The organism is Caulobacter vibrioides OR37, from assembly GCF_000372645.1.
Classification (GTDB): domain Bacteria; phylum Pseudomonadota; class Alphaproteobacteria; order Caulobacterales; family Caulobacteraceae; genus Caulobacter; species Caulobacter vibrioides_E.
Window position 1 is genome coordinate 47,517 of record NZ_APMP01000001.1, and the last position, 21,194, is coordinate 68,710.

At 67.1% G+C, this 21,194-nt stretch carries 21 protein-coding genes; 5 read left to right on the forward strand and 16 right to left on the reverse strand.

The window, feature by feature from the left end:
- Positions 1–30: 30 nt before the first annotated feature.
- From OR37_RS00245 to rpsF, 13 genes are all read right to left on the reverse strand, one after another.
- Positions 31–1,551, reverse strand: coding sequence for a methyl-accepting chemotaxis protein (locus OR37_RS00245; RefSeq protein ID WP_004615075.1), 1,521 nt, complete (start codon positions 1,549–1,551; stop codon positions 31–33).
- Positions 1,552–1,740: 189 nt separating this feature from the next.
- Positions 1,741–2,496, reverse strand: a complete 756-nt coding sequence (locus tag OR37_RS00250) for an SDR family NAD(P)-dependent oxidoreductase (RefSeq protein WP_004615076.1) — start codon at positions 2,494–2,496, stop codon at positions 1,741–1,743.
- 50 nt (positions 2,497–2,546) lie between these two features.
- On the reverse strand, positions 2,547–3,524 hold the full coding sequence (locus OR37_RS00255) for a bile acid:sodium symporter family protein (RefSeq protein WP_004615077.1): 978 nt from the start codon (positions 3,522–3,524) through the stop codon (positions 2,547–2,549).
- A 45-nt stretch (positions 3,525–3,569) separates the two neighbouring features.
- Entirely contained in the window at positions 3,570–5,072 is a 1,503-nt protein-coding gene (gene purF, locus OR37_RS00260; RefSeq protein ID WP_004615078.1) for an amidophosphoribosyltransferase, read from the reverse strand.
- Positions 5,069–5,689, reverse strand: a complete 621-nt coding sequence (locus OR37_RS00265; protein WP_004615079.1) for a CvpA family protein — start codon at positions 5,687–5,689, stop codon at positions 5,069–5,071. Before OR37_RS00265 ends, purF begins: the two co-directional genes overlap by 4 nt.
- Positions 5,686–7,068, reverse strand: coding sequence for a DNA repair protein RadA (gene radA / locus OR37_RS00270; RefSeq protein ID WP_004615080.1), 1,383 nt, complete (start codon positions 7,066–7,068; stop codon positions 5,686–5,688). Before radA ends, OR37_RS00265 begins: the two co-directional genes overlap by 4 nt.
- A 71-nt stretch (positions 7,069–7,139) precedes the next feature.
- Positions 7,140–8,222 (reverse strand): alanine racemase, encoded by a 1,083-nt coding sequence (gene alr / locus OR37_RS00275; protein ID WP_004615081.1) that lies wholly within the window; start codon positions 8,220–8,222, stop codon positions 7,140–7,142.
- A gap of 40 nt (positions 8,223–8,262) precedes the next feature.
- The gene (locus OR37_RS00280) at positions 8,263–8,949 is read right to left on the reverse strand and encodes a MarC family protein (RefSeq protein WP_004615084.1); all 687 of its coding nucleotides are present in this window, start codon (positions 8,947–8,949) and stop codon (positions 8,263–8,265) included.
- 214 nt (positions 8,950–9,163) lie between these two features.
- The gene (locus OR37_RS00285) at positions 9,164–10,687 is read right to left on the reverse strand and encodes a replicative DNA helicase (RefSeq protein ID WP_035016774.1); all 1,524 of its coding nucleotides are present in this window, start codon (positions 10,685–10,687) and stop codon (positions 9,164–9,166) included.
- A gap of 205 nt (positions 10,688–10,892) precedes the next feature.
- The gene (locus OR37_RS00290) at positions 10,893–13,298 is read right to left on the reverse strand and encodes a TonB-dependent receptor plug domain-containing protein (protein WP_004615086.1); all 2,406 of its coding nucleotides are present in this window, start codon (positions 13,296–13,298) and stop codon (positions 10,893–10,895) included.
- Positions 13,299–13,495: 197 nt separating this feature from the next.
- On the reverse strand, positions 13,496–14,077 hold the full coding sequence (gene rplI, locus OR37_RS00295) for a 50S ribosomal protein L9 (protein ID WP_004615087.1): 582 nt from the start codon (positions 14,075–14,077) through the stop codon (positions 13,496–13,498).
- A gap of 13 nt (positions 14,078–14,090) precedes the next feature.
- The gene (rpsR, locus tag OR37_RS00300) at positions 14,091–14,369 is read right to left on the reverse strand and encodes a 30S ribosomal protein S18 (RefSeq protein ID WP_004615089.1); all 279 of its coding nucleotides are present in this window, start codon (positions 14,367–14,369) and stop codon (positions 14,091–14,093) included.
- A 14-nt stretch (positions 14,370–14,383) separates the two neighbouring features.
- Positions 14,384–14,752 (reverse strand): 30S ribosomal protein S6, encoded by a 369-nt coding sequence (gene rpsF / locus OR37_RS00305; protein WP_004615090.1) that lies wholly within the window; start codon positions 14,750–14,752, stop codon positions 14,384–14,386.
- Positions 14,753–14,988: 236 nt separating this feature from the next.
- On the opposite strand from rpsF, the gene OR37_RS00310 reads away from it, so the two are divergent.
- Both OR37_RS00310 and OR37_RS00315 read left to right on the forward strand, forming a co-directional pair.
- Complete coding sequence (locus OR37_RS00310; RefSeq protein WP_004615091.1) at positions 14,989–15,498, forward strand: DUF2059 domain-containing protein; 510 nt, start codon at positions 14,989–14,991, stop codon at positions 15,496–15,498.
- Between the two features lie 74 nt (positions 15,499–15,572).
- The gene (locus OR37_RS00315) at positions 15,573–16,214 is read left to right on the forward strand and encodes a hypothetical protein (protein ID WP_085953243.1); all 642 of its coding nucleotides are present in this window, start codon (positions 15,573–15,575) and stop codon (positions 16,212–16,214) included.
- On the opposite strand, the gene OR37_RS00320 is transcribed toward OR37_RS00315, so the two are convergent.
- The 3 genes from OR37_RS00320 to OR37_RS00330 all read right to left on the reverse strand — a co-directional run bounded on the left by OR37_RS00320 (position 16,189) and on the right by OR37_RS00330 (position 18,806).
- The gene (locus tag OR37_RS00320) at positions 16,189–16,998 is read right to left on the reverse strand and encodes a sterol desaturase family protein (RefSeq protein WP_004615093.1); all 810 of its coding nucleotides are present in this window, start codon (positions 16,996–16,998) and stop codon (positions 16,189–16,191) included. The genes OR37_RS00315 and OR37_RS00320 overlap by 26 nt on opposite strands.
- A 72-nt stretch (positions 16,999–17,070) precedes the next feature.
- The gene (locus OR37_RS00325; RefSeq protein WP_004615094.1) at positions 17,071–18,198 is read right to left on the reverse strand and encodes a helix-turn-helix domain-containing protein; all 1,128 of its coding nucleotides are present in this window, start codon (positions 18,196–18,198) and stop codon (positions 17,071–17,073) included.
- Positions 18,199–18,266: 68 nt separating this feature from the next.
- Complete coding sequence (locus OR37_RS00330) at positions 18,267–18,806, reverse strand: peroxiredoxin (RefSeq protein ID WP_004615095.1); 540 nt, start codon at positions 18,804–18,806, stop codon at positions 18,267–18,269.
- A gap of 166 nt (positions 18,807–18,972) precedes the next feature.
- Between OR37_RS00330 and fabD the strand changes: the two genes are divergently transcribed.
- The 3 genes from fabD (at position 18,973) to OR37_RS00345 (ending at position 21,051) form a co-directional block, all read left to right on the forward strand.
- Positions 18,973–19,917 (forward strand): ACP S-malonyltransferase, encoded by a 945-nt coding sequence (fabD, locus tag OR37_RS00335; protein ID WP_004615096.1) that lies wholly within the window; start codon positions 18,973–18,975, stop codon positions 19,915–19,917.
- 18 nt (positions 19,918–19,935) lie between these two features.
- Positions 19,936–20,676, forward strand: a complete 741-nt coding sequence (gene fabG, locus OR37_RS00340) for a 3-oxoacyl-[acyl-carrier-protein] reductase (RefSeq protein ID WP_004615097.1) — start codon at positions 19,936–19,938, stop codon at positions 20,674–20,676.
- 138 nt (positions 20,677–20,814) lie between these two features.
- Complete coding sequence (locus OR37_RS00345; protein ID WP_004615098.1) at positions 20,815–21,051, forward strand: acyl carrier protein; 237 nt, start codon at positions 20,815–20,817, stop codon at positions 21,049–21,051.
- Positions 21,052–21,194: the final 143 nt, after the last annotated feature.

A 21,194-nucleotide genomic window follows, 5' to 3' on the forward strand; every position in this document is an offset into this window, starting at 1 on the left:
TTAACCGCTCACACTTAAACCTAACGCGCTCTAGAATTCTTCCCAGTCCTGGTGCGGCGCGGCTGCAGCGGCGGTCGCTCCGGGGCGGGCCATGCGCTCGATACGCGCGCGTTGCTCGGCGACGGGATTGCGGGCCGGGGCATGGCGTCCCGCCTGCGCGGGCTCGGGCCGGCGGACGGCGGAACTCGTCTCGCCAACCTGAAAGCGCGCGAGCTGACGCGCCAGATCCCGGGCCTCGCCCAGCAAGGCCGAGGCGGCCGCGGTGGCCTGCTCGACCATGGCGGCGTTCTGTTGGGTGACCTGATCCATCTGGTTCACCGCCGCGTTGACCTGGTTCAGCCCGGTGGCCTGCTCCTGCGAGCTTTCGGCGATCTCGCGGATCAGCACATCGATCTCGCCGACCTTGCCGGCGATGCCAGTCAAGGCCTGGCCCGTGTCGCCGACCAGTCTCACGCCGCGCTCGACCTGGGCGGTCGAGTTGGCGATCAGGGTCTTGATCTCCTTGGCCGCGTCAGCCGAGCGCTGTGCCAGGGCGCGGACTTCCTGAGCGACGACCGCGAAACCGCGACCAGCCTCGCCAGCGCGGGCGGCCTCTACGCCGGCGTTCAGGGCCAGCAGGTTGGTCTGGAAAGCGATCTCGTCGATCACGCCGATGATCTGGGTGATCTGGCCCGAGGACTTCTCGATTTCACCCATCGCCGCGACGGCCTGCTGAACGACTTCGCCCGAGCGGCTGGCGTCCTGGGTGGCGGCCGAAGCGGCCGAGGCGGCTTGCTTGGCGCCGTCGGCGCTGCGACGGACCGTGGCGGTGATCTCGTCGAGCGCCGCCGCCGTTTCCTCCAGGCTCGCGGCCTGCTGCTCGGTGCGTCTTGAAAGATCGCTGGAGGCGCTGGCGATTTCGTTCGAGCCGTTTTCCATGCCGCCGGCCGCCTCGGCGATCGCGCGCATGGCGTCTCTCAGGCTGACGACGGCGGCGTTGAAGTCGGTCTTGAGCTGCGCGTAGCGTCCTTCGAACACCATGTCGATGCTGGCGGTCAGGTCGCCGCGCGCCAGACGGTCCAGGCTCTGGGCCAGGGTCGAGACGACACGCTCCTGCTCGGCCTGGACGACCTTACGCTCCTCTTCGGCCTGCTGAAGCGCGAGTTCGACAGCGGTAATGTCGGTCGCGAACTTGATGACCTTGAACGGACGGCCGTTCTTGTCCAGCACGGGGTTGTATGAAGCCTGAAGCCAGACCTCGCGTCCGCCCTTGCCGATACGCTTGAACTTCTCGGCGACAAACTGGCCGGACGCCAGCGTGCGCCAGAAGTCACGGTAGGCGGCGCTATCTGCCTCGCCGGGCGTCACGAAAAGAGAATGCTTGCGGCCCTGGATCTCCGACAGGCTGTAGCCCATCGCCCGCAGGAAGTTGTCGTTAGCGGTGATGACCACGCCGTCGAGATCGAACTCGATGACGGCCTGCGACCGTTGGATGGCCGCCACTATGCCTTCGAGGTCCGCGATCTTGCCCAGGGCGTCGCCGTTTTCACGGCTGAAAGAAAAGAGCGCCATGGAGGATACCCGAGAGCTGAGTGAAAATTGGACTCAATCTCTCGGTCAGCGCGGTTAACGAGTCGCTAAAGGCGCAACACTGATATCCATCATGACAGATCAGCGTTCGATTTTACTTATTCGAAGTGGCGTCGCTCGGATTTAAACAACTTTTCCGTCCAATTCCGTTGCCTATCCAACGGATCCGACTCACGCGTCGATGCTGGGCGATTCCTGGCCGCGATCCTTGAAGCGGGCGACGCCCTTGGGCGGCTGGCGGTCGGGGCGGACCAGGTCCACGATGAACGGGACGATGGTTTCGGGCGCGGGCACGGTCTCGGGCGCCTCGCCCGGGAACGCTCCGGCCCGCATCCGGGTGCGCATGGCGCCAGGATCGACGCAGAGGGCGCGGATCGGGGTGTTCTCGGTCTCGTCGGCATAGACGTCGACCAGGGCCTCAAGCGCCGCCTTGGTCGCCGCATAGGCGCCCCAGAAGGCCGGGCGGCTCTTGGCGACGCTGCTGGAGAAGAACACGGCCCGGCCGGCGTCGGACGCGCGCAGCAGCGGATCCATGGCGCGGATCAGGCGCCAGTTGGCGGTCAGGTTGGTGGACAGGATCATGTCCCAACCCTTGGGCTCCAGGTGGCTCACTGGCGTCAGGGGGCCCAGCAGGCCGGCCGCGCCGATCACGATGTCCAGCTTGCCCCAACGCTCGTGGATCGCCGCGCCCAGGTGGTCCAAGCCATCGGCCTCGCGCAGGTCCATGGGGACCAGGGTGGCGTGCTCGCCGGTCGCGGCCACGATCTCGTCGTCGAGCGCTTCCAACGCGCCCTGGGTGCGGCCGACGGCGATCACATGGGCGCCGGCCTCGGCCAAGCCCTTGGCCACCGCCCAGCCTATGCCGCGCGTGGCGCCGGTCACGAGGGCGAGGCGGCCGGCCAGCGACTTGGGGGAGTTAGAGGTCATGGCGCGGGTTCTAGAGCAGGGAAGGGCGGACGGGAACCATCGGAAGTCCCTTAAGCTTCCTGGGCCTTCTTAGCGTAGTGCTGGGCGATCACCGAACAGGCCATCAGCTGAATCTGGTGGAAGATCATCAGCGGCAGCACGATGACGCCGGCGGTCGGGCCCGGGAACAGGATGCCGGCCATCGGCACGCCGGTGGCCAGGCTCTTCTTGGAGCCGCAGAAGGTGATGGCTTTCTCGTCGGCCGGATCGAAGCCCATGGCCCGGGCGCCGAAGGTCGTGGCGGCCAGGACGATGGCCAGCAGCGTTCCGTTGACCGCCAGCAGTATCAGGAGGGTCAGCGGCGAGATCTTGTGCCAGATGCCGCCGACCACGGCCTCGCTGAACGCCGAATAGACAACCAGCAGGATCGATCCCCGGTCGACGTAGCCGATCAGCTTCTTGTGCTTGTCGATCCACGGACCAACCAGCGGTCGGGCCAGCTGACCGGCGATGAACGGCAGCAAGAGTTGGACGATGATGTCCTGGACTGACTTCCAGCCGCCCGATGCGTCGCCTTGGGTGTGCATCAGCAGACCCACCAACAGCGGGGTGATGAAGATGCCAAAGAGGTTCGAGGCGCTGGCCGCCACGACCGCCGCGGCGACATTGCCGCGCGCGATCGAGGTGAAGGCGATCGAGGACTGCACGGTCGACGGCAGGCAAGAGAGGAAGAGCACGCCCGCGGCGAGCGTCGGCGGCAGGACGCCGACCTGGCTGATCGCCAGCCCCAGCAGCGGGAACAGCACGAAGGTGAAGCCGAGAATCGTCAGGTGCAGACGCCAGTGAGTGGCGCCGGCCACCACGTTCTCGCGCGACAGCTTGGCCCCGTGCAGGAAGAACAGCAGGGCGATGGCCAGCTTGACGATCAGCGCCAGCCCGTGCGCCGCCGCGCCGCGCACCGGCAGGATCGAGGCCAGCACCACCATGCCGAACAGCGCAATGACGTAGGGCTCGAGCTTCAGCTTATCGAGCAGGCTTTTGAAACCCATGACCAATTCCCCGTCCCGCCGACTTCCGGCGGGACGAGGGGTATGTCACGCGCTGACCAGCAGCGAAAGCTGCTTGTCATTGGTTTCGTTGCGCCCCTCCGCGATCTCGCGGTCGGTCAGGCGGGTAGGGTAGTCGCCGGTGAAATAGTGGTCGGTGAACTGCGGGGTGGCCGGATCGCGCGGACCGGCCTCCAGAGCCTCGTACAGCCCATCGACCGACAGGAAGCCCAGCGAGTCCACTTCCAGGAACTTGGCCATCTCTTCCAGCGACTTGTTGGCCGCCAGCAGCTGTTCGCGCTCGGGCATGTCGATGCCGTAGAAGTCGGGCCACTTGATCGGCGGGCTGGCCGAGCGGAGGTGAACCTCCGTCGCGCCGGCCTCGCGGACCATGCGGACGATTTTCAGCGAGGTCGTGCCGCGCACGATCGAGTCGTCGATCAGCACCACGCGCTTGCCGGCCAGGATGGCGCGGTTGGGGCTGTGCTTCATGCGCACGCCCAGCTCGCGAACGCCTTGGGTGGGCTGGATGAAGGTGCGGCCCACATAGTGATTGCGGATGATGCCCATCTCGAACGGCAGGCCGCTTTCCTGGGCATAGCCCAGCGCCGCCGGAACGCCGCTGTCGGGAACCGGCACCACGACGTCGGCCTCCACGCCGGTTTCCTTGGCCAGGGTCTGACCCATGCGCTTGCGCACGCCATAGACCGAGCGGCCGTTCACGACGCTGTCGGGACGGGCGAAATAGACATATTCGAACACGCACGGACGAGCCGGCAGGGTCTGAAACGGCTTGGACGAGGTGACGCCGGTCTCCTCGATCACCACCATTTCGCCGTGCTCGATGTCGCGGACGAAGCGCGCGCCGATCATGTCGAGGGCGCAGGTCTCGGAGGCCAGCACCGGCTGGCCGTCGAGATCTCCCAGCACCAGCGGCCGGATGCCGAGGGGATCGCGCACGCCGATCATCTTCTTGTTGGTGATGGCCACCAGGGCATAGCCGCCTTCGATCTGGCTGATGGCGTCGACGAAACGGTCGACGATTTTGGCCTTTCGCGACCGGGCGATCAGATGAAGGATCACCTCCGAGTCCGAGGTCGACTGGAAGATCGCGCCTTCCTGCACCAGGCGCTCGCGCAGGGTCAGGAAGTTGGTCAGGTTGCCGTTGTGGGCCAGGGCGACGCCGCCGGTCTCCAGGTCGGCGAACATCGGCTGGACGTTGCGGATGAAGCTGCCGCCGGCCGTGGAGTAGCGGGTGTGGCCGATCGCCATGTTGCCGGGCAGGCGCTGCACCAGATCCGAACCGGTGAAGGCGTCGCCGACGTGGCCCATATGGCGCTCGGTGTGGAAGCGGTTGCCGTCGAAGGCGGCGATGCCGCAGGCTTCCTGGCCGCGATGCTGCAGGGCGTGCAGACCCAGGGCGGCGATGGCGGCCGCCTCGCGCGCGCCGAACACGCCGAAGACGCCGCATTCCAGACGCAGCGTGTCGTCTTCCGGATCGCGCCAGGGCGCCGAGGAATAGCGGTCGGTCGATTGGCCCAGGAAGGTCATCGCGATTTCTCCACCAGGTCGTCGAGCTTCCGACGCTGGTTCTGATCATAGCCTTTTCCGGACGAGGTCTCGCCGGACGGATTGTCGCCGCCATCGTGGACGGCGTCCTCGATCGCCGGCGCCAGCTTTCCGGCCAGGGCCTTGCCCTTGGGGGCGAAGACCTTGAGCACTTTTCCGCTGACTTCGGAGACGGGGTAGAACACGGAATCCTCGACCCAATGCGGCATCCGATCCGGCGGCGTGGCCAGGTGCAGCAGCAGGTTGAAGACGCCCAGCACCACGCAGGCGCGGACCAGGCCGAAGGTCGCGCCCACGCCCCGGTCCAGCGCGCCGCCGGCCGAGCTTTCCTGCAGGCGCCGGGTCAGGTTGGCGCCGACCAGGCGGAAGATCAGATAGAAGACGACGAACACCACCACCACGGCCGCGCCCGTGGCGGCCCAGTCGGGGTCCATGAGCTTGCGGAAGATCGGACCGCTGATCCGCAGGCCGAACAGGGCGATCGCCGCCGCCAGCATGAAGGACAAGGCCGAGGTCAGCTCGCGCGAGGCGCCGCGCAGCCAGCCCATCACGGCCGAGACCAGCAGCAGAAGTCCGGCGATGATGTCGAACGGCGTCACGTCAGGCTGCTCCAGATCTCGTCGCCGATGCGGCGGACGGCGTCGGTCAGGCGCGCGACGCCCGCCACGGGCAGGGAGCCGCCGCCTTCGGGGAGGCCGGCCAAGGGACCCAAGGCCCGGCCAAATCCCAGTTTCGCGGCTTCCTTCAAACGCGTCTCCATCCGACTGACGGCGCGGACCTCGCCCGACAGGCTCAGTTCGCCGAACACGACGCAATCCTGGGGCAGGGCGACGTCCAAGGCCGAGGAGGCCAGGGCCGCCGCCGCCGCGAGATCCGCCGCCGGTTCGGTGATGCGCAGGCCGCCGGCGACGTTCAGATAGACGTCCTTGTCGCCAAAACCAAGGCCGCATCGGGCCTCCAGGACGGCGAGCACCATGGCCAGGCGTCCGGAGTCCCAACCGACGACCGCCCGGCGCGGCGTCCCATAGGCGGACGGCGCCACCAGAGCTTGAAACTCGACCAGCACCGGGCGCGACCCCTCGATGCCGGCGAACACCGCCGCGCCGGCCGCGCGCTCGCCGCCTTCGTTCAGGAACAGGGCCGAGGGGTTCTTGACCTCGCGCAGGCCGACATCGCCCATCTCGAAGACGCCGATCTCGTCGGTGGCCCCGAAGCGGTTCTTGGCGCCGCGCAGGATGCGGAACGGATAGCCCCGCTCGCCCTCGAAGGCCAGGACCGCGTCGACCAGGTGCTCGACCACGCGCGGGCCGGCGATCTGTCCGTCCTTGGTGACGTGGCCGACCAGCAGGATCGCCACGCCCTTCTTCTTGGCCAGCCGCACCAGTTCGGTGGCGCAGGCGCGGACCTGGGTGACCGTGCCGGGGCCAGCCTCGTGGGCGTCGCTCCACAGGGTCTGGATCGAGTCGATGACCACCAGGTCGAAGCTGTCGCGCTTGAGGCCGTCCAGAATGTCGCGCAGCGAGGTCTCGGCGGCCAGGCTGACATTGGCCTTAGCCAGGCCCATCCGATCGGCGCGGCCCCGGATCTGCTCGACCGCCTCCTCGCCCGAGATATAGGCGCAGGCGACGCCGCGCTGGGCGGCGCTGGCGCAGACCTGCAGCAGCAGGGTGGACTTGCCCACGCCCGGGTCGCCGCCGATCAGGATCGCCGAGCCGGGCACAACGCCGCCGCCGCAGACGCGGTCAAACTCGTCGACGCCGGTCATCAGTCGAGGCGGCGGGGCGGTCTCGCTCTCCAGGCCGGTGAATTGCAGACCGCGCACGCGCGTCGCCTTGGTTGTCGACAGCGCCCCCGGCGGCTTGGCGCCGACCTCCTCGACCAGGGTGTTCCAGCTCTGGCAGGCGGGGCATTGGCCGGACCACTTGGTCTGAACCGCGCCACAGGACTGGCAAGCGTAGACGGCGCCGTCGCGGGCCATGGGGTCTCCTGATTCTCGGATGACGGGAGACTACAGGCTGGCGGCGGCGTGCGCCAAAGCCGGACGTGGGATCAGCGATAGATCCGTCGCGCGCGGGGCGCGATGTGGGTCAACAACTCATAGGCGGTGGCGTTGGCCGCCGCCGCCGCGTCGTCGACCGGCAGGTTCGGCCCCAGCAGTTCGACCATCGCGCCCGGGCGCGCCGCGTCGCAGTCGGTGACGTCGATGGCCATGAGGTCCATCGAGATGCGCCCGCGCATCGGTCGGCGCGCGCCGTCGAACCAGACCTCGCCGTTCGGCGGGCTGGCGCGCGGCACGCCGTCGGCGTAGCCCGCGCCGACAATGGCGATGCGCGTCGTCTCGGGCGCCGTCCAGGTCGCGCCGTAGCCGACGGTTTCGCCGCGCGGCACGACCCGGACCTGCAGGATCGGGGCTTCCACGGTCGCGACCGCTCGGATCTCGGGATGGGGCCGCCCTTCCGGTCCGCCGCCATAGAGGCTGATCCCCGGCCGGGCCTGATCGAAGCGATAGGCCTCGCCCAGGAACAGGCCGGCGGAGTTGGCGAAGCTCTTGCGGGCGTCTGGAAGCAGGGCGACCGCCTCGGCGAAGCGCTCTCGCTGGCGGGCGTTCATCGGATGGTCCGGAACATCGGCGCAGGCCAGGTGGCTGATGACCAGATCAAGGTCCAGCCGCTTCAGCCGATCGGTGGCGCCGAGCAGCACCTTCAGCTCCTCGGGGCGCAGGCCCAGGCGGTTCATGCCGGTGTCGAGATGCAGGGCGGCCTTCAGACGCCCCGATCGCGCCTGGGCGTTCCAGGCCTCGATCTGCGGCAGGCTGTTGAGCACGGGGATCAGATCCGCGCCTTCCAGGGCGTCGCCGGCGCCGGGCGTGGCGCCGTCCAGGACATAGATCGCCGCCGCGCGGTCGCCGAGCGCCGCGCGCAGGGCCACGCCCTCGGCCAGCCGCGCGACGTAGAAGGACCGCGCGCCCTCGGCCCAAAGCCGGTCGGCGACGCGCGCCGCGCCCAGTCCGTAGGCGTCGGCCTTGACCGCCGGCGCCAGCTCCTGATCGCCGGCGCGCGCCTTCAGGGCCGCGAAGTTGGCGGCGACCGCGTCGAGGTCGATGGTCAGGCGGGCGTCGTGGAGGTCGGTCACGGGCGAGGGCGTAGCCGAGGCGGACCCCGGGTTCAACGGTTTAGCCGTGGTGAGCGGCCATGAACTTGGCCACCAGGCTCTCCGCGCCCGAGGCGATGATCTGGACGCCGATGCACAGCAGAAGGAAGGCCACGAGGCGCGACAGCACCCGGGCGCCGCCGGGGCCCAGCAGGCGCATGACCCGCTCGGACGCGCTGTAGAGCAGCCAGACCATGATCGCCACCAGCGCCGCCGCCAGTCCAGCGCCGATGAAGAAGGGCGCGACGGCGCTGCCTTCGGTCGGGCGCTGTGACGACAGCGCGATGGCCACCGAGATCGAACCTGGACCCGTGGTGAAGGGCATGGTCAGCGGAAAGAACGCCACGTCCTCGTGGGTCTGTGCCGGTTCGGTCTGGCTGGTCTTGCGCTCCTCGTTCTCCTGCGGGTCCATCAACAGGCCCCAGGCGCGGATGGCGACGACTAGGCCGCCGGCCACCCGCAGGGCGCCCAGGCTGACGCCGAAGAAGTTCAGGATGTAGCCGCCCAGCAGCAGCGAGCCCAGCAGCACCAGGAAGGCGTAGAGCCCGATCTGGCGGGCCAGCTTCAGCCGTTCCGGCCGGGGCCGGCCGCCCATGGCCTGGTCGAAGATCAGCGAGGCTCCGACCGGATTGACGATCGAGAACAGCGCCGGAAACGCCAGCAGGAAGGCGCCGACCAGGCTGGAGGTGGGCAGGGGGCTGAAATCCATGAGACTCGTCGGGGTGGAAGGCGGGATGGCGACCGTGGCTTGGGCGATGGGTCTTAGTCAAACCACATCCAAAACCTGAACTCCCCGGCGAATGCCGGGGTCCAGATCTCATGGCGCTGGGGATGATTGGAAGAACACGGAGCCTATATAACCCACTTCAGCGCTCTTCCATCTGGACCCCGGCATTCGCCGGGGAGATCGGCGTGTTGGTGTTCTACTCGTCCGACGGAATATTCCGCGCCTGGGCGAAGTAGTGGTCCTTGGCCAGGTTGCCGAAGCGGGTGGTGTCGCTGTTGAACGACAGGCGCACGGTGCCGATGGGGCCGTGACGCTGTTTGGCGATGATGACCTCGGCCAGGCCTTGCAGGCGATCCATCTCCTCCTGCCAGGTCAGGTGTTCGGGCGTGCCCTCGCGCGGTTCGGCGCGGCCCACATAGTAGGCCTCGCGATAGACGAACCAGACCATGTCGGCATCCTGCTCGATCGAGCCCGACTCCCGCAGGTCGGACAGCTGGGGCCGTTTATCGTCGCGGGCTTCCACCTGACGCGACAGCTGCGACAGGGCGATGACCGGACAGGCCAGCTCTTTCGCGAGGGCCTTCAGACCCATGGTGATCTGCGAGACTTCCTGCACCCGGTTCGCGTTGGCTCCGAGGTCCGAGCCGGTGACCAGCTGCAGGTAGTCGACGACGATCAGATCCAGGCCCACCTGGCGCTTCAGGCGACGGGCGCGCGCGGTCAGCTTGGCGATCGAGATGCCGCCGGTGGCGTCGATGTAGAGCGGCGCGTTTTGGAGCTCCATCGCCGCGTCGCGGACTCGTCCGAACTCCGAGGCGTCGATCTCGCCCTTGCGGAGGCGGTCGCCCGACACGCCCGAGGCGTCGGCCAGCATACGCAGCGCCAGCTGCTCGGCGCTCATTTCCAATGAATAGAAGGCCACGACGCCGCCCTGGACGGTCTTCTTCGTTCCGTCGGGCTGGATCTCGTAGGCGTATTTCTTGGCGATGTTGAAGGCGATATTGGTCGCCAGCGCGGTCTTGCCCATCGACGGACGGCCGGCCAGAACCACGAGGTCGGACGGGTGCAGGCCGCCGATCTTCTGGTCGAGGTCGATCAGGTCGGTGGCGATGCCCGACATGCCGCCATCGCGGCTGTAGGCCTCGGCGGTCATCTCCACCGCGCCGCGCAGGGCGTCACCGAACGAGACGAAGCCCGAGGAGGCCGCGCCGCTTTCGGCCAGGCTGTAGAGGCTCTGTTCGGCGGCCTCGATCTGGTCGCGGGCCGATCGCTTTTCCTCGCCGCCGCCTTGAGCCGCCGTGGCGATGTCGCCGCCGATCCGGATCAGCTCCCGGCGCAGCGACAGGTCGAAGATCACGCGGGCGTAGTCGCCGACATTGGCGGCCGGAGGGGCGCGATCGACGAGGTCGGCCAGATAACGCAGGCCGCCCAGCTCCTGGAACGCCGGATCGTTCTTGAACTCGTCGGCCAGCAGGATCGGCTCGGCCAGCTGACCCTTGCGAACGTGGGTCTCGATGGCCTGGAACAGCCGCTGGTGAAACGGCTCGTAGAAGCAACGGGCTTGCAGGTTGTCGCTGAGACGCTCGTAGGCGGCGTTGTCGTACAGCAGGATGCCCAGCAGCGCTTGCTCGGCTTCCATGTTGTGCGGCGTCACGTTGATCGTGGGCTCGGGAAGACCGGGGAGAACGAGATCGAGCGCGGGTACGAGAGACATCGGAATAAATTAACGCGACTGGGGCTCCGGCGCTCGGGTCGGATGGTCGCGCCGGTTCAGATGAACGGGGATGTTCTGTGTATGTTCTGGTTCTTCGGGACCGGCAAGGGGACGGCTGGAACGGGCGTCCGCTTCTGACGTGCGGATAATAAAAAGGGCCCGGAGATCGCTCTCCGGGCCCAAGCCTTCGCGGCCTTGAAAGGCCGTCCGCTTACCAGCTGTAGCTGAGGCGGGTGTAGAGGAAGCGGCCATTGAAGCCGAACGGCGAGAAGCCGGGGAAGCCGACGACGCCGGTCGTGTTGACCGCCGCCGGGGCCCGGTTCGGATACTCATCGAACAGGTTGTTGGCCCCGACCGCCCAGGTGACCTTCTTCAGGAAGGTGTAGCGGGCTTCCAGATCCCACACCGTATGGTCGCCCGAACGGTAGTCGAGGGCCTGGTTGGAGTTGGGAATGAGCACCGAGCCATAGAAGGCGCCCTTCAGGGTCGCGCCCCAGGGGCCGTTGGTCCACTCGCCGGAGGCCACGAACTTCTTGTCCGGCGTGCCTTGCTCGTAGGTCGCCACGTTGACGCGGGCGAACAGCGAGGGCGGTACGGGCAGGGACGACAGGGTCGAGGTGGTGGGCACCTTGTCGACCTTGGTGTCGTTGAAGTTGGCCGCCAGGGTCAGGTCGAAGCGGCCGGCCTCGTCGGCGTCCAGGCGATAGCGGCCGACGATGTCGACGCCCTTGGTCTTGGTCTCGACGCCGTTGATGAAGAAGCGGGCCGTGGTGACGCCGAACGGCTGCAGCAGGCTGTAGATCGCCTGCTGGGTCGGGGTGCCGGTCGCCGAGCCCTGGATGTTCTCCGACAGCACGATCCGGTTGTTGATGTCGATCTGATAGGCGTCGACCGTCAGCTCGAACGGGCCTTTGTGGTAGACGGCGCCGAACGAGTAGTTCTTGGACTTTTCCGGTTCCAGCGGCTTGGCGCCGAGGGCGGCCGCCGTGGCGCTGGTGGCCGGGAAGGTGCCGACGTCCACCGCCGCGCCGCCGATAATGTTGATCGACGTGGTGGTGAAGTACTGCTGTTGCAGGGCCGGGGCGCGGAAGCCCGACGAATAGGCCCCGCGGATCGCGAAGCTGTCGGTCAGGTCGTAGCGCGCGGCGATCTTGCCGATCGTGGTCGAGCCGAAATCCGAATAGTCCTCGTAGCGGACGGCCAGGTCCACGTCGAACTTGTCGGTGACCTGGTTATCGAGGTCGGCATAGAGGCTGGTCGAGTGGCGGCTGACGTCGACGGCGTTGGTCGGACGGAAGCCCGGGAAGCCTTGCGCGCCGGCGCCCTTGCCGTTGCCGCCATTGACCCAAGAGGCCGTCTCGCCCGCCTTGATCTTGTAGGTCTCGTCCCGGTACTCGACGCCGAAGGCCAGGGTGCTGGGCTTGGCGAAGTGGAACAGCTCGAGCGGACGGTTGACGTCGATGGCGGCGACCGTCTGACCGTACTGCATCGAGCCGTCCTTGAACGAGGTCGGCGAGGACGGGCCCAGCGAGGCGTTGATCGAGTTGATCGTGCCGTACTTAACCTTGTTGCTGCCGTAGTTCACCGAGGCGTCGACGGTGAAGCCGGCGATGTCGCCCTTGGCGCCGAACTCGGCGTTGTAGTCGTCGATATCGGTGGTGATCTTCGGGATGTAGCCGTTCGGATAGACCGACACATAGTTGTTGGCGTTGTCGGCAAGGCGCGGGAAGGCCGCGCTCTGACCCTTGCGGTTCTGGTAGCCGGCCAGGCCGTAGAGTTTCCAGCTGTCGTTCACCGGCAGGCCGAAATTGGCGTAGACCGTCTTGGTCTCGACCTGCGGGTCGCCATAGATGCCGGTGACCTTGTTTGGCGTGACGCGCGGGTCGAGGTCCGAGCGGTTGGTCGGGTTGCGGTAGGAATACTCGCCCGTCACCGTCAGGAAGCCGTCGTTGGGCAGGGCGAAGCCTTGCCAGAGCGACGCGCTGTAGGTCGGGCCGTCGTTGGCGTGGCGACCCGAGGTGTTGCGCGTGGTCTCGATATTGGTGTTGTAGACCCCATAGGTGGCGGTCGCGCCGCCGCCGGAGCGCGCCTCGCGCAGGCGCAGGTTGATGACGCCGGCGATGGCGTCCGAGCCGTATTGGGCCGCGGCGCCTTCACGCAGGATTTCGACGCTCTGCAGGGCGGCGGTGGGGATGGTGTTCAGGTCGAAAGGGGCCGAGCCGCGACCGATCGAGCCGTTGATGTTGACCAGGGCCGAGGTGTGGGCGCGGTGGCCGTTCAACAGCACCAGGGTTTGGTCCGGCGACAGGCCGCGCAGGGTGGCCGGGCGCACCGAGTCGGTGCCGTCGGTCACGGCGGGACGGGGGAAGTCGATCGACGGCGCCAGATTGGCCAGGGCCTGGGCCAGCTCCGGCGTGCCCTGACGGGTCAGCGCCTTGTTGTCGACGATGTCGACGGGCGAGACGGTGTCCAGACGCGACCGTGCGACCCGGGTGCCGGTGACGACGATCTGTTCGACCGTGGCCTCATCCGCGGCCGGCGCAGCGGTCTGGGCGTGGGCGGTGGCGGTAAAGGCCGTCAGCGAGGCGGCCGCCAGCAGCAAAGCTCTGTAACGCATGAGAAATCCCCTCTCGTGGCCGGGACGGAGACACGCGTCTTCTCGCCCCGAGGCGGGGGTCTTGATCGCCCCCAATCGAGAACATGGGAGCTTGTCACGAAAGCTACAAGTCGAACATTTCTATGCTGCGGCGCAGAAAAAAACGGCGCGGATCGCTCCGCGCCGTCTCATTGGAAAAGCTTTTGATCCGTAAGGACTTAGGCTTCGTAGTCGCCTTCTTGCGAGCCGGCGCCGCCTTCCAGAAGGTCCTGGGCGGCTTCGGCTTCGGCGGCGCGTTCTTCCTCGAATTGCGAGGCGATGACGTTCTCGCCGCGCGCTTGGCGCTCGGCTTCGTCCTGGCTGCGCGCGATGTTCAGAGTGACCGTGATGGTCACTTCGGCGTGCAGCTTCACTTTCACTTCGTGGACGCCCAGCGTCTTGATCGGCTTGTCCAGCACGACCATCGAGCGGTCGACCTTGCCGCCTTCGGCCTTGATGGCGTCGGCGACGTCGCGGCCAGCGACCGAACCGTACAGCTGGCCGCTTTCGCCGGCCTGACGGATCAGGATGTACTGCGTGCCGTCCAGCGCTTCGCCGTTCTTGGCGGCCGATTCGCGGTTCTTGACGTTGCGGGCTTCGATCTCGGCGCGTTGCGCTTCGAAGTGGGCCAGGTTCGCCTTGGTGGCGCGCAGGGCCTTGCCGCGGGGCAGCAGGTAGTTCCGGGCGAAGCCGTCCTTGACGGTGACTTCGTCGCCGAGGACGCCGGTGCCTTCAACGCGTTCGAGCAGAATGACTTTCATCGTGGCGTCTCCCTTACTTCACGACGTAGGGGAGCAGAGCCAGGAAGCGGGCGCGCTTGATGGCCTTGGCCAGTTCGCGTTGCTTCTTGGCCGACACCGCGGTGATGCGCGACGGCACGATCTTGCCGCGTTCGGAGACGTAGCGCTGCAGCAGCTTCACGTCCTTGTAGTCGATCTTCGGCGCGTTGGCGCCCGAGAACGGGCAAACCTTGCGGCGACGGAAGAACGGGCGGCGGGCGCCGCCAGCGGCGGCGGCCGGAGCGCCGGCTTCGGGAGCGGTCGTATCGGTCATGATCTATTTCTCCCTTACGCCGCGAACTCTTCGCGCGGACGCTCCGGGCGGTCGCCGCGATCGCGACGGGCCAGCACGGGCGACAGCTCGAGGTCCAGCTCTTCCACGCGGATGGTCATGAAGCGCAGCACATCTTCGTTGATGAGCAGCTGGCGCTCCATTTCCTTCACGGCCGGCGCCGGGGCGTCGATCGCGAGCAGGGAGTAGTGGCCCTTGCGGTTCTTCTTGATGCGGTAGGTGAGGTTACGCAGGCCCCAGTACTCGATCTTGGCGATGTGACCGCCATTCTCTTCGATCAGGGCTTTGAGTTGCTCGTTCAGAGCTTCGGCCTGTTGCGGCGAGATGTCCTGCCGCGCGATGACCACGTGTTCGTAGAACGCCATGTTTTCCTTCTTCCGTTATGGAAGGCGGCGCGGACGACGACGGAAGTCCGTCGACCACGATGGATCCGGCGCGCCGAGCGGGGAAACCCCGGTCCCGGATGGGTGCGCGCAAGACCGCCTTCCGTGAGAACGCGCGCTACTACAGGAGATGGGGCGGAAAGGCAAGGAAGCTTTGGACTTGCGACTCTTGGTTGAGCTTGCCTAGCTGTCGATCCGTCCTAGTCGGAGAGCGCGAGATGCGGAAGTTCCTGACCCTGCTGGCCCTGACCTGCGCGCTCGCCGCGCCCGCAGCCGCTTCGGCCGAGCCCTCGGCCAAGGCCTTGGCGCTGACCCGACGGATGGTGGCGGCCATGCATGTCGAACAGACGATGGCTCCTTTGATACGGAGCGTGCTTCAGCAAGAAATGGACATGACTGTCGCACAGCGGAAGACCCTGAGCGACCAACAGAAGACGATGCTGAGCGGAGCGCTGACCGAGGCGGTCGGCGAGGTGGTGGACAGCGGTCTGATGAGCCGGGTGGTGGATAAGCTCGTGCCAGCATACGCCGAGGTCTATTCTGAACAGGAATTACAGGCGGTGGTCGATTTCTACGAAAGCCCGATAGGCCAGTCAGTGCTGAAAAAGATGCCGCTTCTCGGGCCCGCCGCCACGAAGGTGATGGTTGAAATCGCGCCGGAAATTCAGGCCGACCTCGCCGCGCGGATCGCGAAGAAGTTGGACGGCTTCGACAAGGTCGGCAAATAGACTTGTCAGGACTTGCCGCTACGGCAGGCTATGCTAGGGAAGGAGCGATGAAGGGGCTCGTCGTTCGTACAGGCATGATCTTGTTCGCCGCGATGGCGGCCGGCGGCGCGCACGCTCAGGTCATCGTCCAGAAGCCCGCCATGTCCGTTTCGGCCAAGGATGGCCGCTTTACCGGCTACTCGGCCGCCGTGCCTCTCGACCTGTCGACCGACACCGAGAAGGTGACGCTCACGGCCAAGTCCGTCGGCACGCTGGAGAACCCGACCTACGCGCTCGACCTGAACCTGGTTCAGAAGCCGGACGACGATCGCGTCGGCCAGCGCTCGATGGGTGTCGGCGCGTCCTGGAACGATCGCGAGGCCCGGGTGCGCTCGTCGGTGTCCAGGATGTTCGGCTTCGGCATCCTGCCGCGCGCCAACTATGTGCGCGTGTCGATGGACATGGACGCCAGCCAGGCGATCGCCGTCCCCGGAAAGGTCCCCGTGGCCCGCGCCAATCTCCGCTCGTCCCTGACCCTGGACGGCAAGCCGATCGGCTCGATCGCCGTGGGTGGCGGTTCGACCGGGGACGAGGGCGTGGATCTCAGCCTGACCCGGCCGTTCGACATTCCCGCCGAGTTCACGGTCAGCCTGCGCGGCGCGGTGAATCCTCGGGAGCAGCAATGGCGGCTGCAGGACAGCCGCCTGATGGTCAAGCTGGTGAAGGCGAGCTGGTAGCCTCCAGCTTTCGGTCCTTGCGGGCCGTCACTTCGGCGAAGCGCTTCAGATACTCCGGGTGCTCGGTGCCCATCACCTTGTCCCAGAAGGTAAAGTACAGGCCGTAGTTCCAGCCCGCCTGCGCATGGTGCAGGTCATGGTGGGTCACGGTGGTGATCCAAGGCAGCAGCGGCCGACCGTCCTTGCGGGCGGGGAAGAGCTCGTAGCCGGAATGGCCGATCGTGTTGCGCACGATCTGGTGCAGCATGAAAAGGCCGACCACCGGCCACTGGGTCGGGACCAGGATCATCCAGAGCGGCACGAAGATCCCGTTGATGGCCGCCTCGCCGAGGTCGAAGCTGTAGGCGGTGAACGGCGAGGGGTTGTTCGATCGGTGGTGCCGCCGGTGGAAGCGGCGAAACAGCCGCCGATCGTGGATCAGCCGGTGCGTCCAGTAGAACCAGGCGTCGTGAGCGATGATCATCAGGACGAGGCTTGTCCAGAACCAGACCGGCCCCCAGCTCTTGGCGATCAGCGGCCCAGGCAGCCAGCCGACGCGGAACAGACCGAAGGTCAGGAGGCCGATCGTCGAGAAGATGGCGATCGAGCGGATCGAGGTTCCGAACTCGATGAGCAGCTGGCGCGCCTCGGGGCGGGTCTCGCGGATCTTGCGGCCGGCGAGCGGCGCGGCCAGCACGATCCACAACGTGAACCAGACGCCGACCGAGAAGACGATGTAACGCGTGACGTCGATTTGCATGCCTGTCAGCCAGTGCCGACCGAACGCGAGGAGGGTGTCGAGCATCGAGGGCTCCCGAGGAAAAAGGACCTCGCCAAGAAGGCGACCCTGCTTCTGGTCGTCGCGCCGATCGCGAAATCAGGCGCGTTTGTCGGTTTTTGGCGGGCTCTCGTCGGATTCGATCAGGCGCAGGCGGGGCAGGGCGGGCGTCGCCTCCTGGCGCCAGGCGGTCGGAGTCACGCCGGTCGCCGCCCGGAAGGCGCGGTTGAACGGTCCCAGCGAGGCGAAGCCCAGCTCATAGGCGATGGTCGAGACCGATTTCAGCGCCTGTTCGGGATCGGCGAGCGCGATCTTGGCCGCCTCGATTCTTCGGCCGTTGACGTAGTCGGCGAAATTGCGGTGGCCCAGCGTGCCGTTGATCAGCTTGCGCAGCCGATGCTCGGGCGCGCCGACCAAGGCGGCCAGGGTTCCGATCGACAGGTCTTCGCCGCGCCAGACCTCGTTCTGGTTCATCGCCTTGTCCAGGCGCGCCAGGACCAGCCGGTCGGCGGGGGTGAGGTCGAGGGGCTCGGCGGACTTTGGAGCGGGCGCCGCGCTGGCCGCCGCGCTGGCCTGGACCAACACGGGCTCGGCGCGCAGCAGGGCCAGGGCCGAGCCGATGCCGAGCAGGGCCTGCGCCGCCGCTTGGGCCAAGCTGGGCAACACCGGGCCGTTTCCCAGGCCGAAGTCGCACAGGGTTTGGATCAGCATGTAGCCCGTCGCGGCGGCCGCGATCGGCGCGCGCAGACGCCGCCGGCGCTCGACGAGATCGATACGCCAGCCGCGCCATGTCATCAGCAGGATGTGGAAGTGGATCCCCAGCGAGTAGGCGGCGAAAATCCACCAGGCGACGGCGCGGGCCGGCGAAGGCGGGAGGAACGCGCCGGGAAGCCAAAGGGCCAGCGCCACGCCAGGGACGACGAGCCGCCAGGGTGGAATCTTGGGCTCGTCCTCGAACAACACGGAGCAGAACAGCCAGAACACCCCGGCGGCCATCGAGCTCAGGAGCCAGGTGAGAAAGCTGAAGTGCTGATGGCGCGTATAGTAGAAATGGCTCTCGAAGGCGTGCGAAACTGCCGAGGCCATTAGGAAGACGCCGACCCAGCGCGTGGGGGTCATCTTGCGGCTGGCGGCCAGGGAAACGCCGGTCGCGGCGAAGGCGCCGACGGCGACGCCTCTCAGGCCCAGTTCGAGCGCGGGGATGTCGATGTGGGCGAGATCGGTCATGGCCGATCATGGGCCTCGCGCCGCGCGAGCCTCAACCCGCGCGGCTGGCCGAAAGCCAAAAAGCCTGGCTACTTCGTCTTGGCGGCCTTGTAGGCCTTCACCGCGTCCATGGTCTTGGTGACGTGACCTTGGAAGTTACCGTCGGTGTAGCTGAGCAGGATCTTGCCGTCCGGGGCGATTACGTAGGAGGTGCGGTTCGTCCAGTCGGGCTTGATGGCCAAGGCCACGTCGTAGTTCTTGACCAGGGTCTTGTCGGCGGCGGCCACCGCGAACTTGTCGCGACAGTGCTCCTTGGAGAAGTCCTTGATGCGGTCGACATTGCCGGCGGTGACGCCAATCACCGTGGCGCCCAGCTTTTCGAACTCGGGGGTGGCTTCCGCGAACTCGTGGGCCTCGGCGGTGCAGCCCGAGGTGTAGGCGGCCGGGAAGAAGTACAGCACGACCGGGCCCTTCTTCAGCGCCTTGCCCAGGTTGAAGTCGAAATCCTTGCCGGCCAGGGCGGCCTTGGCGCTGAAATCGGGGGCCTTGTCGCCGACCTTCAGGGCGGCCAGGGCAGGAGAGGATACGGCGAGGGCGGCCGCGGCGACGCCGGCGAGAACGGTTTTCATGGCGCGACTCCGAAAGGAATGAATGGCCCCGATACGAGGAAGGCAGCACTTTGGACGCGGCGACGCTGATTGCAAGCCTTGGTCGCCGAACCGCGCGCACTTGCCGGGAAACGGGCTTTCCCCTAACCCTCGCGGCCTTGAATCTTAAAAGACGGAGCGGGCTTCGATGAGCATCGCCTTCATTTTTCCGGGCCAGGGCAGCCAGTCGGTCGGCATGGGCGTCGATCTTTCCGAGGCGTTCGCCAGCGCTCGCGAGGTGTTCCAGGAGGTCGACGACGCCCTGGGCCAGAAGCTGTTCGCCCTGATGAAGGAGGGCCCCGACACCGACCTGACCCTGACCGAGAACGCCCAGCCGGCCCTGATGGCCGTCAGCCTGGCCGTGACCCGGACCCTGGAAAAGGAATTCGGCGTTGGGATCGACAAGGCCGCCTTCGTCGCGGGCCATAGCTTGGGTGAGTACTCGGCCCTGGCCGCCGCCGGCGCCATCAGCCTGGCCGACACCGCGCGCCTGCTGAAGCTGCGGGGCCAGGCCATGCAGCGCGCCGTGCCGGTGGGCGAGGGCGCCATGGCCTCGCTGATCGGCCCAAAGACGGACCTGGCCCTGGCCGAGGAAGCCGCCAAGGCTGGTTCTGAGGTCGGCGTCTGCGTCGTGGCCAACGACAACAACCAAGGCAATGTCGTGATCTCGGGGGCCAAGGCCGCCGTGGACAAGGCCATCGAGAAGGCCAAGGAACTGGGCGCCCGGGCTATTCCGCTGAACGTCTCGGCGCCGTTCCACTGCCCGCTGATGCAGCCGGCGGCCGACGAGATGGCGGAGGCCCTGGCCAAGACCACGATCCTGGCGCCGCGCGCGCCGCTGGTCGCCAACGTCACCGCCGCCCCGGTCCATGACCCGGACGTCATTCGCAAGCTGCTGGTCGAGCAGGTCACCGGCCGCGTCCGCTGGCGCGAGAGCATGACGTGGCTGGCCGGCCCGGGCGGCGTCGCCCGCTTCGCCGAGGCCGGCGCCGGCAAGGTGCTGTCGGGCATGGCCAAGCGCATCGCCCCGGACGCCGAGGCGACTCCCCTGAACACCCCGGCGGACCTCGAAGCGTTCGCCAAGTCGCTCTAGAAGCCTAGGAAAGCCGCCATGTTCGACCTTACCGGCAAGACCGCCCTCGTCACCGGCGCCACTGGCGGCATTGGCGGGGCCATCGCTCGCGCCCTGCACGCCCAGGGCGCTCACGTCGTGCTCTCCGGAACGCGCGAATCGGCCCTGGCCGAGCTGAAGGCGGAGCTGGGCGAGCGCGCCTCGACCGTCGTGGCCAACCTGTCCGACGCCCAGCAGGTCGACGGCCTGATCGCCAAGGCCGAGGAAGCCGCCGGCGCGCCGCTGGACATCGTGATCGCCAACGCTGGCGTCACGCGCGACGGCCTGATCGTCCGTATGAAGGACGAGGACTGGGAGACCGTGATCAAGGTCAACCTGGAGGGCTATTTCCGCCTGGCCCGCGCCGCCGCCAAGGGCATGATGAAGCGTCGGGCCGGCCGCATCATCGGCATCACCTCGGTGGTGGGCGTCACCGGCAATCCCGGCCAGACCAACTACGCGGCCTCGAAGGCCGGAATGATCGGCTTTTCCAAGGCCTTGGCCCAGGAACTGGCCAGCCGGGGCGTGACCGTCAACTGTGTCGCCCCGGGCTTCATCGCCAGCCCGATGACCGACGCCCTGAACGAGCAGCAGAAGGCCGGCATCCTGTCGACCATTCCCGCCGGCAAGCTGGGCGAGGGGAGCGACATCGCCGCCGCGTGCGTTTATCTGGCCAGCGACCAAGCCGGCTATGTCACCGGCCAGACCTTGCACGTGAACGGCGGCATGGCCATGATCTAAAACCGCTGTTCCTCTTTCGGTCTGCCGCTAGCAAGCCGAAAAGGAACGTGATAGGCGGTGCCCGACAATCCCTGCGAATAGCGCGGTTTTCGCCTCGCTGTTCATGGGCCGAAATTTCATAACGAGGGACTGAACAGAATGTCCGACATTCTCGAGCGCGTGCGTAAGATCGTCATCGAACACCTGGATGCCGATCCCGAGAAGGTCACCGAGAAGGCTTCCTTCATCGACGACCTGGGCGCCGACAGCCTCGACAACGTTGAGCTGGTGATGGCGTTCGAAGAAGAGTTCGACATCGAAATCCCGGACGACGCCGCCGAGCACATCCAGACCGTGGGCGACGCCGTGAAGTTCATCACGGAAAAGACCGCCTAAGAGGCGTCTCGTTCGCCTGGCGAACCTGACCATATTCCGCCGCGTCGCACGGGCTCTTGCCATCGTGCGCGCGGCGGTTTTCGTTTGAGGTCGAGATTCGCGGCTGGCGTTGCTGGGGCCGCGTCCCCAGATGCGGTCCGCAT

What these genes read in the sequence shown, in the direction of transcription:
- OR37_RS00245 (WP_004615075.1), bottom strand. Translation starts at nt 1,551, where the DNA reads ATGGCGCTCTTTTCTTTCAGCCGTGAAAACGGCGACGCCCTGGGCAAG.
- OR37_RS00250 (WP_004615076.1), bottom strand. Translation starts at nt 2,496, where the DNA reads ATGACCTCTAACTCCCCCAAGTCGCTGGCCGGCCGCCTCGCCCTCGTG.
- OR37_RS00255 (WP_004615077.1), bottom strand. Translation starts at nt 3,524, where the DNA reads ATGGGTTTCAAAAGCCTGCTCGATAAGCTGAAGCTCGAGCCCTACGTC.
- purF (WP_004615078.1), bottom strand. Translation starts at nt 5,072, where the DNA reads ATGACCTTCCTGGGCCAATCGACCGACCGCTATTCCTCGGCGCCCTGG.
- radA (WP_004615080.1), bottom strand. Translation starts at nt 7,068, where the DNA reads ATGGCCCGCGACGGCGCCGTCTACGCTTGCCAGTCCTGTGGCGCGGTT.
- OR37_RS00280 (WP_004615084.1), bottom strand. Translation starts at nt 8,949, where the DNA reads ATGGATTTCAGCCCCCTGCCCACCTCCAGCCTGGTCGGCGCCTTCCTG.
- OR37_RS00290 (WP_004615086.1), bottom strand. Translation starts at nt 13,298, where the DNA reads ATGCGTTACAGAGCTTTGCTGCTGGCGGCCGCCTCGCTGACGGCCTTT.
- rplI (WP_004615087.1), bottom strand. Translation starts at nt 14,077, where the DNA reads ATGAAAGTCATTCTGCTCGAACGCGTTGAAGGCACCGGCGTCCTCGGC.
- rpsR (WP_004615089.1), bottom strand. Translation starts at nt 14,369, where the DNA reads ATGACCGATACGACCGCTCCCGAAGCCGGCGCTCCGGCCGCCGCCGCT.
- rpsF (WP_004615090.1), bottom strand. Translation starts at nt 14,752, where the DNA reads ATGGCGTTCTACGAACACGTGGTCATCGCGCGGCAGGACATCTCGCCG.
- OR37_RS00310 (WP_004615091.1), top strand. Translation starts at nt 14,989, where the DNA reads ATGCGGAAGTTCCTGACCCTGCTGGCCCTGACCTGCGCGCTCGCCGCG.
- OR37_RS00315 (WP_085953243.1), top strand. Translation starts at nt 15,573, where the DNA reads ATGATCTTGTTCGCCGCGATGGCGGCCGGCGGCGCGCACGCTCAGGTC.
- OR37_RS00320 (WP_004615093.1), bottom strand. Translation starts at nt 16,998, where the DNA reads ATGCTCGACACCCTCCTCGCGTTCGGTCGGCACTGGCTGACAGGCATG.
- OR37_RS00325 (WP_004615094.1), bottom strand. Translation starts at nt 18,198, where the DNA reads ATGACCGATCTCGCCCACATCGACATCCCCGCGCTCGAACTGGGCCTG.
- OR37_RS00330 (WP_004615095.1), bottom strand. Translation starts at nt 18,806, where the DNA reads ATGAAAACCGTTCTCGCCGGCGTCGCCGCGGCCGCCCTCGCCGTATCC.
- fabD (WP_004615096.1), top strand. Translation starts at nt 18,973, where the DNA reads ATGAGCATCGCCTTCATTTTTCCGGGCCAGGGCAGCCAGTCGGTCGGC.
- fabG (WP_004615097.1), top strand. Translation starts at nt 19,936, where the DNA reads ATGTTCGACCTTACCGGCAAGACCGCCCTCGTCACCGGCGCCACTGGC.
- OR37_RS00345 (WP_004615098.1), top strand. Translation starts at nt 20,815, where the DNA reads ATGTCCGACATTCTCGAGCGCGTGCGTAAGATCGTCATCGAACACCTG.